At 30.2% G+C, this 12,976-nt stretch carries 12 protein-coding genes; all 12 read left to right on the top strand.

Annotated features, from left to right (window positions below):
• Positions 1-519 precede the first annotated feature (519 nt).
• The 12 genes from epsC (at position 520) to tpiA (ending at position 12,660) form a co-directional block, all read left to right on the top strand.
• Positions 520-1,113, top strand: a complete 594-nt coding sequence (epsC, locus tag Q0Y03_RS13970) for a serine O-acetyltransferase EpsC (RefSeq protein ID WP_297714424.1) — start codon at positions 520-522, stop codon at positions 1,111-1,113.
• Between the two features lie 3 nt (positions 1,114-1,116).
• Positions 1,117-2,112: a tRNA epoxyqueuosine(34) reductase QueG gene (gene queG, locus Q0Y03_RS13965; protein WP_297714423.1), complete on the top strand. Its 996-nt coding sequence runs from the start codon at positions 1,117-1,119 to the stop codon at positions 2,110-2,112.
• Complete coding sequence (gene nth / locus Q0Y03_RS13960) at positions 2,109-2,750, top strand: endonuclease III (RefSeq protein WP_297714422.1); 642 nt, start codon at positions 2,109-2,111, stop codon at positions 2,748-2,750. The genes queG and nth overlap by 4 nt, the downstream gene beginning before the upstream one ends.
• Positions 2,751-2,879: 129 nt before the next feature.
• Positions 2,880-3,791 carry a D-alanine--D-alanine ligase gene (locus Q0Y03_RS13955; protein WP_297714421.1) on the top strand — a complete coding sequence of 304 codons (912 nt, stop codon included), beginning with the start codon at positions 2,880-2,882 and terminating at the stop codon, positions 3,789-3,791.
• A gap of 235 nt (positions 3,792-4,026) precedes the next feature.
• Positions 4,027-4,968, top strand: coding sequence for a glycoside hydrolase family 25 protein (locus Q0Y03_RS13950; protein WP_297714420.1), 942 nt, complete (start codon positions 4,027-4,029; stop codon positions 4,966-4,968).
• Between the two features lie 205 nt (positions 4,969-5,173).
• On the top strand, positions 5,174-6,649 hold the full coding sequence (locus tag Q0Y03_RS13945; protein ID WP_297714419.1) for a VanW family protein: 1,476 nt from the start codon (positions 5,174-5,176) through the stop codon (positions 6,647-6,649).
• 128 nt (positions 6,650-6,777) lie between these two features.
• The gene (locus Q0Y03_RS13940) at positions 6,778-7,239 is read left to right on the top strand and encodes a tRNA (cytidine(34)-2'-O)-methyltransferase (RefSeq protein ID WP_297714418.1); all 462 of its coding nucleotides are present in this window, start codon (positions 6,778-6,780) and stop codon (positions 7,237-7,239) included.
• A gap of 17 nt (positions 7,240-7,256) precedes the next feature.
• A complete protein-coding gene (locus Q0Y03_RS13935) occupies positions 7,257-8,093 on the top strand; it encodes a DegV family protein (protein WP_297714417.1) in 837 nt (278 codons plus the stop codon).
• A gap of 264 nt (positions 8,094-8,357) precedes the next feature.
• The gene (locus Q0Y03_RS13930) at positions 8,358-9,392 is read left to right on the top strand and encodes a sugar-binding domain-containing protein (protein WP_297714416.1); all 1,035 of its coding nucleotides are present in this window, start codon (positions 8,358-8,360) and stop codon (positions 9,390-9,392) included.
• A 78-nt stretch (positions 9,393-9,470) separates the two neighbouring features.
• Positions 9,471-10,484, top strand: a complete 1,014-nt coding sequence (gene gap / locus Q0Y03_RS13925) for a type I glyceraldehyde-3-phosphate dehydrogenase (protein ID WP_297714415.1) — start codon at positions 9,471-9,473, stop codon at positions 10,482-10,484.
• A gap of 152 nt (positions 10,485-10,636) precedes the next feature.
• Entirely contained in the window at positions 10,637-11,815 is a 1,179-nt protein-coding gene (locus Q0Y03_RS13920; protein WP_297714414.1) for a phosphoglycerate kinase, read from the top strand.
• Positions 11,816-11,913: 98 nt separating this feature from the next.
• Positions 11,914-12,660: a triose-phosphate isomerase gene (gene tpiA, locus Q0Y03_RS13915; protein ID WP_133013753.1), complete on the top strand. Its 747-nt coding sequence runs from the start codon at positions 11,914-11,916 to the stop codon at positions 12,658-12,660.
• Positions 12,661-12,976: the final 316 nt, after the last annotated feature.

The raw sequence follows: 12,976 nt of genomic DNA, 5'->3' as shown, positions 1-12,976 counted from the left end.
TGTAATTTGCGTTAAGAATTTATATTGTTTTTTCCAGAAAAAGAGCTAAAGCTTCGAAAGTCATTTCATTCCCTCAGCTTCTTAACGCTCTTTTTCTTCCAAAAACAATTAAATTCTAAAACTTAATTACAATATTCCTTGCGGCAATATCATTAATATTTTCTCTTCCACTTGATGAACTGCAATGCCCCCTTAAAAAGTTAATGATTTGTCATATATATGTAGCAGAAATGATTAACTATAAGGTGAAAAGTTGCAATTAGTTACATGAAAAAAGAAAAAATGAAATATTAATTTGGAAGGAACATTGAAATTAAGCCGTAGAATTTAATAATTGATGGAGTAAAGTTGGCGTAAAGAAGTTTTTACTGTTTGAGTGATAGCGAGTTTAAAAACTTTAGCCAACTTTACGGAATCAATTATATAAATTCTAGGTGAAAATTTTGCAGTTACTGGAAAATAAATATTTCATTTTTTCGCTTCCACGTAACGAACAATTTAGTTAAAGGAGGTATGTTTATGTTTGGGAATTTAAGATATGATTTAAATAGAGTCATGGATAATGATCCTGCTGCTAGGAGTAAAATTGAAGTATTTTTACTTTATCCTACAATTCACGCTATGATTTCTTATAGAATAGCTCATTTTCTTTACACTAAAAAGTTATTCTTTTTAGCCAGACTTGTATCACAAATATCTAGATTTTTTACTGGAATAGAGATACATCCAGGAGCCAAAATTGGAAAAGGATTAGTTATAGATCACGGAATGGGTGTAGTAATTGGAGAAACAGCAGAAATAGGAGATAATGTGCTTTTATATCATGGAGTAACATTAGGAGGAACAGGAAAAGATAAAGGAAAGAGGCATCCTACATTAGGAGATAATGTTATAATAGGAGCTGGGGCTAAGGTGCTTGGACCTATATATATTGGAACTAATTCTAAGATAGGAGCTAATTCTGTAGTTTTAAAAGATGTTCCAGAGGGGGCTACAGCTGTTGGAATTCCAGCTAAAAATATAATGAAAGCAGAAGAAAAAATGTCAGCAATAATAGAAATAAAAGATTATAGTGGTAATAGCAAAGAAATTTATAATGATATGGTGATTTAATTTATGATTAAAGAAGAGCTAAAAGAATATTGTAATTCATTAAATTTAGATACTGTTGGATTTATAAAATGTAGAAGGTTTGATGAATTAAGAGAATTTTATAAGTATAGAAAAGAAATGAATTTAGAAAATGAATTTGAAGAAGCCGATATAGAAAAAAGAATAAATCCAATGTGGTATATGGAAAGGGGAAAAACTATTATTTCAATAGCTTTTCCCTATCTTTGGGTAGAAAATAATTTAGAAAATGGATTTTCTAAATATACTAAAGGCTTAGACTATCATAGGGTTGTTAAAAAATATTTAGATAACATTTGTGATTTTATTAAATCAAGGGGTGGTGAGGCTATTTTTTTCGTAGATAGTAATACATTGCCAGAAAGATACATTGCTTATTTAGCCAATATTGGATTCATAGGTAAAAATAATATGATTATAACAGAGAAGTATGGTTCTTATGTGTTTTTAGGAGAAATAATTACTGATTTAGAGTTAAATAGTGATGAAGTACGAAGCTTTGAAAATATAAAAGAATATAAAGAATGTGGAGAATGTAATATTTGCTATAAAGAATGTCCCACAAAATCTATAAATATAAATAAGATTAATCCTAATATATGTTCATCTTATATTACACAAAAAAAGGAGTTAACAGATATTGATATAAAGCTTTTAAAAGGTAAGATATTTGGATGTGATATGTGCCAAAATATATGTCCATATAATAAAGATATACATTTTTCAAAAATTGAAGAGTTTAAGCCTTTAGAATTTATGTGTAATTTGGAAAGTGATATTTATGCTGATATGAATAATAAATTTTTTAAGGAGAATATTTCAAGGACTTCTTGTGGGTGGAGAGGGAAAAATGTTATTAAGAGAAATGCTATAATAAAGTTATATAATGAAGGTGAAAATATAGAAAGATATAAAGGGGATTCGCCTTATATAAATGAATATATAGAAAGATTAAAAAATTGGGAGGAAAGAGTTAAATGAAACAAAGGACTAAAATCATATTAGAGGAATTAAAAAGGTTATATCCAGATGCTAAATGTGAATTAAATTATGAAACTCCATTTCAATTATTAGTTGCAACTATTTTATCGGCACAAACTACAGATAAGAAGGTTAATGAGGTAACAGAGGGTTTATTTAGAGATTATCCAGATGTTGATGCATTTCTAACATTATCTATAAATGAACTTGAAACAAGAATAAAACAAATAGGATTATATAGAAGTAAGGCTAAGAATATATTAATTATGTGTAATCAATTAAAAAGCAAATTTAACGGAGAAGTTCCTAAAACTATGGAAGAGATAACAAGTCTAGCAGGTGCAGGAAGAAAAACTGCAAACGTAGTATTATCAAATGCCTTTGGTGTTCCATCTATTGCAGTTGATACACATGTTTTTAGAGTTTCTAATAGACTAGGATTGGCAGATTCGGATAATGTTTTAGAAGTTGAAAAGCAGCTTCAAGCAGAGTTACCCAAAAAAGAATGGAGCTTGACACACCATTTATTAATATTTCATGGTAGAAGATGTTGTATAGCGAGAAATCCTAAATGTAGTGAATGTCCATTTACTAATAGATGTAAATATTTTAAGGAGCAAAAAGCTAAAACAAAATAAAAATTTTAAATTAGAATATAAATATTTTTAGCTAACTAAATCAAAGATTTGGAGATTTATTTATGATATAATTGATATGAAAAAATGTAGCAATATCTACATAATTACTAAAGTTTTAGGAGGATGTATATGAAAGTTGGAGTAATAATGGGGGGAATTTCTTCAGAAAGAGAAATTTCACTTAAAAGTGGCAATTCAATAGTTGAAAAAATAGATAAAAATAAATATGAAGTATTTCCTATAGTTATTGATAATAAAGAAGATATAGTAAACAAGGTTAAAGATATAGATTTTGCATTATTAGCACTTCATGGAAAATTTGGAGAGGATGGAACTGTTCAATCAGTACTTCAAACTTTAGATATACCTTATTCAGGATGTGGACCTATAAGTTCAGGTTTATGTATGGATAAAGACTTTACAAAAAGAATATTAAAAGCAAATGATATTAGAACTGCAAGATGGATTAACGTTTCATCTGTAGAAGAAATAGATTATGATAAGATAGATGACATGGGATATCCTGTTTTCGTTAAGCCAACAAATGGGGGATCAAGTGTTGCTACATTTAAGATAAAGAGTAAAGAGGATATTCAAGCAGCAGTTGAAGAAGGATTAAAATGGGACACAGAAGTAATGATTGAGGAGTTTATTGAAGGGGATGAAATCACTTGTCCAGTATTTGATGGAAAAATGTGGCCTGTTATAGCTATTAAACCAAAGTCTGATTTCTTTGATTATACTCAAAAGTATGCAGCAGATGGAGCTGATGAAATAGTTATTGAATTAGAAAAAGAGCTTCATAAAGAGGTTGAAAAAATGGCTTTAGAAACTTATAAGGCTTTAAAGTGCCAAGTATATGCTAGAGTTGATATGATTATTGATAAAAGTGGAATTCCATATATATTAGAAGTAAATACATTACCTGGAATGACTCCAGCAAGCCTTTTCCCTAAGAGTGCAGCTGCAATAGAAATCAGCTATGGTGGTCTTTTAGATAAAATAATAGAAACATCTTTAAAAGTTAAGAGAAATATATAAGTATAGAATAAAAGGACTCAGCGGAAGCTGAGTCCCTTTATTCTAAGAAATATAGGAAAAATTTTTTTGTATTTTTGGAACTTTTTATTTTATTAAGATGTCTAATTACTATAAAGTAAAAAAGGAATGTATATTTGTTTTTATGTAAATAAGGCTTTTTTAATTATTAGATGTAACCATAACTGTAATTTTAAATATTATATATAGTAAGGAGAATTTTTTATTGGAGGGCTTTATGCAAAATAGAAGTGATAAAAGTCTTTTTGGTATAGATATTAATGAGTATACACAAAATGTAGACTTTACAGTTCTTGCAACTACTATAGACTTTTTATACCTAAGATCCTCAGGGTCAGCCACAGGTAGATTCAGGGTAGATAGAAAATTTTTAGAGTTTGCTAGAAAGGCAAGAGATTTTAAAATACCTGTTGGTGCATATCATTTTGGAGTTCCAAGTACAGATTTAACTACGGCAGATTCACAATGTGATGATTTTATTAATATACTTCAAGAGGGGTTTGGAGAAAGAGATTATGGAGATTTATTTCCAGTGTTAGATGTTGAAACTCCTACAGATAACTCAATTTCTACTTCTACATTAATTAATTGGATAGAGAGATTCAGAAAAAGGTTTGAAAGAAAAACAAGAAGAAGATTAATGCTTTATACTGGAGCATTTTTTGTAGAGATGTATAATAATTTCTTTGTTCCTAATAAAGGATATCCTTTGAAAAATATGATTTTATGGATTGCTCATTATACAGCAATTCCAGGAAATGCACCAGTTCCTCCAGATGTAGGTGGATGGACTAGATGGAGAATATGGCAATATAGCGAAAGTGCAAGTGTTGGAGGGGTTGGAAATCCAGTTGATGCAAACTGGGGACCAGATAGTATAGATTTATTAACTCAACCTAGAAATGTAACAGGACTTACAGTTAATAGAAAAGGAAATGTTTTGAATATTAGTTGGAGAAAAAATACTGACACAGATTTATTAGGATATAATATTTTTGCAAATAATTATTGGATAGGTACAGTAGATGCTAATGATACTAGTTTTTCAATAAATATAAATCAATTACCGTTTACTGTTAAAGGAGCTATAAGGATAAGTATAGAAGCATTTGATAAAGATGGTGAAACATCTAAGAATAGAAGTAGTTTTACAGTATAAAATAATAGAGTAGTATAAGAATAGCTTTATAGTATATAATATAAATTTAGTTACAATTTAAAGTAAAGCTATTCTTAAGTTTATTAGTTTAAATTTTAAGAAATTGTAATAATTTTATTAATTGTATTAAATTAAATAATAGAATATAATTAGAATATAATGCAATTATAGTAATTATATATAAATTTTTGGGAGGAGTGGAACTGTGAGTAACGAAAAAGCAAATGAAGATAAGCTTAAAAAAACTATGTTTAAAAATAAGAAATTAATAATTATAATATCAACTATTATAGTTTTGATTGCAGGAGGAACTTTTGGATATTTTATGAACGTAAAAAGTGAAGTCGATTCATGGGCAGATAAAATATATCCTGGGGTATATGCTTATGGTATAGACTTAAGTGGAAAAACTAAAGAAGAAGCAGTAAACATATTAAATGAGCAGTTAATTTCTTTAATTGGAAATAAAATTATAACTGTAACTGTTGGTGATAAAACTTTTGAACTTAAGTATTCTGATATAAGTCCATCAGTAAGTGCTGATGAAACAGTAGAAGAAGCATTGAATTATGGAAAAGATAATAAAATGTTTGAAAAGAAAAAAATAATAAAAAATGGTGTTAATTATAACGTTGATACTGTATTAAGTTATGATGAAGAAAAAGTTAAAGAATTTGCTAATAGTGTAAATGATCAAGTTAAAGTTGATGCTATAGATGCAAAAATATCAATTAGTGGTAGCAATATTTCTATAACTCCGGAGGTCACAGGAAAACATATAGATATAGATGATTTATGCAATAAAATAAAAGAGATTATAGCTCCAGATCCAGAAAAAGTTGAAACTGTATCTGTAGATTTACAAGATTATTCACCAAGTATAACTTCAGCAGATTTAAGTAAGATTACTGGTGTAATGTCATCTTATTCAAGTACTTTTGGTGCTTCTGATACAGGAAGAGTTGAAAACTTAAGAATTTCAACTGGATACATTAATGGTACCTTATTAATGCCTGGGGAGGAATTCAGCTATAATAATACAATAGGTCCAACAACTCCAGAAAGAGGATATAAGGAAGCAAATACATATGTTGGTTCTAAAATAGTACCGGGATATGGTGGAGGAGTATGTCAAGTTTCGAGTGCTCTTTATAGAGCTGTTATACAAGCTAATATAAGATCTACTGAAAGACGTAATCACTCAATGACTGTTAGTTATGCAAAGCCAGGATTAGATGCGACAGTTGCAGCTGGATATATAGACTATAAGTTTGTAAATACATATGATTTTCCAATATATATTCAAGGATATTTATCTGGTAATAAAGTAGTATTTAATGTTTGGGGAAATAAAGAAGCTATGGGTGGAAGAACTTATGAGCTTGTTAATGAAATATTAGAAACTTATACTTATGGGACTGAGGAAGTGCAAGATTCTACTTTGCCTGAAGGGACAAGAGTTGTAACATCATCAGGAGCTAATGGATATAAAGCAAGTGGATATTTAATTACTTATGAAAATGGTGTTCAAGTAAATAAAGAACTTATATCAACTGATGTATATTCAACTAGAAATCAGGTAGTTAGTGTTGGAACTAAAAAGGTAGAAGCACCAGCAACTCCGACTCCAGAAGAAACAACACCGACAGAAAATACTACTGAAGAAGCTCCAGGAGCTTAAAGATATTTAATTAATAAAATGTAAAATGCTTTGACTATTAAAAAACTATATAGTATCATTTAAGATATATAAATAGTGTAAGGTAAGATGTTATAACATCTTACTTTTTATTTTGGAGGGTGAATTCATTGAATTTAAATATAGTTTTATATCAACCAGAAATACCACAAAATACTGGGAATATAGCAAGAACTTGCGTTTTAACTGACTCAACTCTTCATTTAATAAAGCCTTTAGGATTTAGTATTGATGATAAAGCCGTTAGAAGATCAGGTTTAGATTATTGGAAAGATTTAAAATTAGAAGTTCATGAATCTTATGAAGATTTTATGTCTAAGTATGGAGATAGAAGAATATTCTTATCTACAACACATGGTGGAAATATATATTCAGATGAAAAGTTTCAAGATGGAGACTTTATAATGTTTGGAAGAGAATCATCAGGTGTTCCTGAAGAGGTACATAATGCACATGTGGGAATAAGAGTTCCGATGGTACAAACAAGTACAAGAAGTTTAAATTTATCAAATACAGTAGCAATTATAGCGTATGAGGCATTAAAGCAGATAGGATTTCCAAATATGAAATAAAAATAGGGGGTACTTTTATGGAAAAAATTAAGATTATTACTGATAGTACTTTAGATTTACCATCAGATCTTATAAAAGAAAAGAAAATAGAAGTTTTACCGTTATTAATTAACTTTGGAGAAGAAAGTTATTTAGATGGAGTAGAGATAAATACTAGAGAAATGTTGGATAGAATAGAAAAGGAAAATATACTACCAACTACAGCTCAAGTAACACCAAATAGATTCGAGGAAGTATTTAAGAAGTATCTAGATGAAGGATATAAAATTGTAACTTTAGTGTTATCATCAGAAATGAGCGGAACATATCAATCAGCATGTATAGCTAAAAATATGTTAGATACTGATGATATAGTAGTTATTGATTCTAGAAACGTAACATCTGGTTTAGGTGTTTTAGTATTAAAAGCTTGTGAATTTAGAGATAATGGAGATAATATATTTGAAATTGAAGAAAAAATTAAGAATATTATTCCTAAAGTTAAAAGTTCATTAAGTTTTGAATCATTAGATAACTTGGTAAGAGGTGGAAGACTTTCTAAGACTGCTGGTACAATAGGAAGTGTTTTAGGTCTAAGACTTATTTTAGAAGTTAAAGATGGTCAAATGGCGGTTAAAGATAAGGTAAGAGGAAGCAAAAAATCTTTAAAGAAAGTAATTTCTGATTTTGAAAATGGAAATGTGGATATTAATTCTCCTATAGTATTATTAGAAATTTTAAATGAAGAAATTTATTCAGGATTAAAAAAATATCTTGAAGAAAATAATATAGAATATATAGATGCTAAAGTTGGATGTACGGTAGGAATACACTCAGGAACTAGAGCATGCGGACTTTTCTTTATTGAAAAATAAATTTTAAATAGTAAGTAGCAATTTTGAAAGTGTTACTTGCTATTTTTTTACTTTAAAGCATTAAATAATCCTTGTTTGGAATAAAAAACAGAGTTACTTTTTGAATAGATATATGAAAATAGTATAAAATATTAGAGAAAATTTAAAAAAATATTAAAAAAATTACTAGAAAGACTTTCAAAATTTAGATATCTGTTTTATAATAATAGATGTGGGACATAAAAGTCATTGCTGGGACATTTTTAGTCCAAAGGAGGGTCTGTAGTGCAGGAAATATTAGAGTTGCAAAGCAAGATAGTTCCTGAGCTGGTGGAAGTCCTTGAAAAAAGATATAATGTTTTAAGGACAATTTTTTATAACCAACCTATTGGAAGAAGAATGCTTGCAAGTGAACTTAATCTTGGCGAAAGAATAGTTAGAAATGAGATTGATTTATTAAAGTCACAAAACTTAATAGAGATTAATACCCCAGGTATGACCGTTACTAAAGATGGACAACATGTTTTAGAAGGTCTAAAAGAGTTTATACATAAAATAAAGGGATTAAATGATATTGAGAAAAGTATTAAATCATTCTTAGGATTAAAAGATGTTGTTATAGTTCCAGGTAATGCTGAGGAAGACCCAGCAACACTTAAGGAATTAGGAAAAGCAGCAGCTAACTATGTGAAAAATATAATAAAAAATAGTGATATAATAGCTATTACAGGGGGAAGTACAATAAAAGAAGTTGTTGAAGCATTCCCAAAAGTAAGCAATATTTCGGATGTTCTTGTTATTCCAGCTAGAGGCGGAATGGGAAGAAAAGTTGAAAGTCAAGCTAATTATTTAGCAGCATCATTAGCTAATAAAGTTGATGGGACTTATAAGTTATTACATATTCCAGAGAATGTTAATTATAAAGTATTAGAAGGACTTCTTAAAGAAAAGCAAATAAAAGAAGTTATAGATAATATTCATAATGCTGATATTTTAATTTATGGAATAGGAAATGCAATCCATATGGCTAAAAAGCGTGGATTATCAGAAGATTATATAAGTAAACTTGAAAAATTAGGAGCAGTAGGAGAAGCTTTTGGGTGTTATTTTAATAAGAATTCCCAAGTGGTTTTAGAAAATACTCCAATCGGAATTAATATTAATGATACAAAAAAAATTAATACACATATTGCTGTGGCTGCAGGAGAAAATAAAGTAGAAGCTATAATTGCAACAGAAATGAATAATTCTAATGCTGTTTTAGTTACTGATGAATCTGCAGGAAGGAAAATTGTAGAATTAATTAAAGTTTATAAATGAGACCAAAGTTTCATTTAATTAATTTGATTTAAAATTTAATTTTAAATATATAATATCTATTTTTAGGAGGTAATTGTAATGGTAAGAGTTGCAATAAACGGTTTTGGACGTATAGGACGTCTTGCATTTAGACAAATGTTTGGAGCAGAAGGGTATGAAATAGTTGCTATCAACGATTTAACAAGCCCAAAAATGTTAGCTCACTTATTAAAATATGATTCAGCACAAGGAAGATACGCTTTAGGTGATACAGTTGTTGCTGGAGAAAATTCTATCACAGTTGATGGAAAAGAAGTTAGAATATATGCTGAAGCTGACGCTTCTAAATTACCATGGGGAGAAATTGGTGTTGACGTAGTATTAGAATGTACTGGATTCTACGTATCAAAAGCTAAATCTCAAGCTCACATTGATGCAGGTGCTAAGAAAGTTGTTATATCAGCTCCAGCTGGAAACGACCTTCCAACAGTTGTATTCAACGTAAACCAAGACATATTAACAGCTGAAGATAACATAATTTCTGCTGCATCTTGTACTACAAACTGCTTAGCTCCAATGGCTCAAGCTTTAAACAACTATGCTGAAATTCAATCAGGAATAATGTCTACAATTCACGCTTACACTGGAGACCAAATGATCTTAGACGGTCCTCAAAGAAAAGGTGCTTTAAGAAGAGCTAGAGCTGGGGCTGTTAACATCGTTCCTAACTCAACTGGAGCTGCTAAAGCTATCGGATTAGTTATTCCAGAATTAAACGGAAAATTAATCGGTTCTGCACAAAGAGTACCAGTTCCAACTGGATCAAGCACAATCTTAGTTGCAGTTGTTAAGGGTGAAAATGTAACTGTAGAAGGAATCAATGCTGCTATGAAAGCTGCTTCAAACGAATCATTCGGTTACACTGAAGAAGAATTAGTTTCTTCAGACATCATCGGAATCAAATACGGTTCATTATTCGATGCAACTCAAACAATGGTATCTGAAATCGGAGAAGGTTTATACCAAGTTCAAGTTGTTTCATGGTATGACAACGAAAACTCATACACTAGCCAAATGGTTAGAACTATTAAATACTTCGCTGAATTAGCTTAATTTTTAATAGATAATTATATATGGATTTAGATGCTTATAAAAGCACTCTTATAAGATCCTAAAAAGGGTCCGGTCTCTAAGGCATACTTATAAGACCGGGCCTATTTTAAAATTATGAATAAAACTATGAATAAATTTATGAGGTGAAAAGAATGAGCTTTAATAAGAAGACAATTGAAGATATTCAAGTTAACGGTAAAAGAGTTTTAGTAAGATGTGACTTTAACGTTCCATTAAAAGATGGAGTTATCACTGATGAAAATAGATTAGTAGGAGCTCTTCCAACAATCAAATATTTAGTTGAAAACGGAGCTAAAGTTATACTTTGCTCACACTTAGGAAAAGATGCTTCTAAGACTTTAGCACCAGTTGCTGTAAGATTAAGCGAAATGTTAGGTAAAGAAGTTGTTTTCGCTAGAGATGAAGAAGTTGTTGGAGAAAATGCTAGAAAAGCTGTTGCTGATATGAAAGACGGAGACGTTGTATTATTAGAAAATACTAGATGCAGAAAAGAAGAAACTAAGAACGGAGAAGAATTATCTAAAGAATTAGCTTCTTTATGTGATATCTACGTTAATGATGCATTCGGAACTGCTCACAGAGCTCACTCTTCAACTGAAGGTGTTACTAAATTCGTAGATACAGCTGTATGCGGATACCTAATTCAAAAAGAATTAAAGTTCTTAGGAGAAGCTGTAAACAATCCAGTTAGACCTTTCGTTGCTATATTAGGTGGATCTAAGGTTTCAGATAAGATTGCTGTTATCAACAACTTATTAGAAAAAGTTGATACAATTATCATTGGTGGAGGAATGGCTTATACATTCTTAAAAGCTCAAGGATATGAAATCGGAACTTCTTTATGTGAAGATGATAGAATGGACTACGCTAAGGAAATGATCGCTAAAGCTGAAGCTAACGGTGTTAAATTCTTATTACCTGTAGACCACAGAATTGCTGATGGATTCAAGGATGTTGAGGCTACAGTTACTGAAGATAAAAACATTCCAGCTGGATTCATGGGATTAGATATCGGACCTAAGACAGAAGCTTTATATGCTGATGCAATTAAAGATGCTAAGACTGTTATCTGGAACGGACCAATGGGAGTATTCGAATTCGAAAACTTCAACAAAGGAACAATTGCAGTTGCTAAAGCTATGGCTGATGCAGATGCTACAACAGTTATCGGTGGAGGAGACTCAGCTGCTGCTGTTAACATCTTAGGATTCGGAGACAAGATGACTCACATCTCTACAGGTGGAGGAGCTTCATTAGAATTCTTAGAGGGTAAAACTTTACCAGGAATCGCTGCTTTAAACGACAAATAAGATTCCAAGTCTAATAAAAATGGATTTAAAGGTTATGAATGAAGTATAAAACTTCATTCATAACTAATTATTTAAAATTAAATTATGAGGTGAATAAAATGAGAAAAGCTATTATCGCTGGAAACTGGAAAATGCACTACACTCCAGAAGAAGCTGTTAAAGTTATAAACGAATTAAAACCATTAGTAAAGGATGCTACTTGTGATGTAGTAGTTTGTCCTACTTTTGTTTGCTTAGATGCTGTATTAAAAGCAGTTGAAGGATCAAATATCAAAGTTGCTGCTCAAAACATGCACTTTGAAGAAAAAGGAGCTTTCACTGGTGAAGTTGCTCCTGGAATGTTAGAAGCTATGGGTGTTAGCTATGTTGTTTTAGGACACAGTGAAAGAAGAGAATACTTCAACGAAACTGATGAAGCATTAAACAAGAAAGTTAAAGCTGCTTTCGCTCACAACTTAACTCCAATCCTTTGCTGTGGAGAAACTTTAGAACAAAGAGAAAATGGAACAACTAACGAAGTTGTTGGAGCTCAAATTAAAGCTGATTTAGAAGGTTTAGCACCAGAATTAGCAGAAAAAGTTGTTATAGCTTATGAACCAATCTGGGCTATTGGAACTGGTAAAACTGCTACTGATGAACAAGCTAATGAAACAATAATGGCTGTAAGAAGCGTTGTTGCTGAAATGTTTGGTCAAGAAGTTGCTAACAAAGTGAGAATCCAATACGGTGGATCAGTTAAACCTGGAACTATAAAGGCTCAAATGGCTCAATCTGATATTGATGGTGCTTTAGTTGGTGGAGCTAGCTTAGTTGCTACTGATTTTGCTCAAATCGTAAATTACTAAAATTAAAAAAATAGACTTAAACTTATAATATATAGTTTAAGTCTATTTTTTTATTGCGAATATTTGTGGTAAATGTTTACATTGATTCATACTTATTGTTATAATAGTAAAAAATATAATTTATACATAATAATTATAATAAGGGGGGACATTTTTTAGTGTAAATATAAAATAATAGATAGTGTAAAGTTTCGTATGAAAAAATAGCCTATGGCTAATTTTTAATAATAATTAAAAAATAACGTTGTAATATCAACTAAAATTTAAAAATTGGATATGACAAAAAGACCTTCGGTATCGGAGGCAAAAATAAAAT

This window comes from Clostridium sp. (assembly GCF_026168755.1).
Classification (GTDB): domain Bacteria; phylum Bacillota; class Clostridia; order Clostridiales; family Clostridiaceae; genus Clostridium.
Note: the sequence above shows the minus strand (reverse complement) of the source record. Positions and strands in the feature narration are given on the sequence as shown.

What these genes read in the sequence shown, in the direction of transcription:
- Q0Y03_RS13920 (WP_297714414.1), top strand. Translation starts at nt 10,637, where the DNA reads ATGAGCTTTAATAAGAAGACAATTGAAGATATTCAAGTTAACGGTAAA.
- Q0Y03_RS13935 (WP_297714417.1), top strand. Translation starts at nt 7,257, where the DNA reads ATGGAAAAAATTAAGATTATTACTGATAGTACTTTAGATTTACCATCA.
- gap (WP_297714415.1), top strand. Translation starts at nt 9,471, where the DNA reads ATGGTAAGAGTTGCAATAAACGGTTTTGGACGTATAGGACGTCTTGCA.
- tpiA (WP_133013753.1), top strand. Translation starts at nt 11,914, where the DNA reads ATGAGAAAAGCTATTATCGCTGGAAACTGGAAAATGCACTACACTCCA.
- epsC (WP_297714424.1), top strand. Translation starts at nt 520, where the DNA reads ATGTTTGGGAATTTAAGATATGATTTAAATAGAGTCATGGATAATGAT.
- Q0Y03_RS13950 (WP_297714420.1), top strand. Translation starts at nt 4,027, where the DNA reads ATGCAAAATAGAAGTGATAAAAGTCTTTTTGGTATAGATATTAATGAG.
- queG (WP_297714423.1), top strand. Translation starts at nt 1,117, where the DNA reads ATGATTAAAGAAGAGCTAAAAGAATATTGTAATTCATTAAATTTAGAT.
- nth (WP_297714422.1), top strand. Translation starts at nt 2,109, where the DNA reads ATGAAACAAAGGACTAAAATCATATTAGAGGAATTAAAAAGGTTATAT.
- Q0Y03_RS13955 (WP_297714421.1), top strand. Translation starts at nt 2,880, where the DNA reads ATGAAAGTTGGAGTAATAATGGGGGGAATTTCTTCAGAAAGAGAAATT.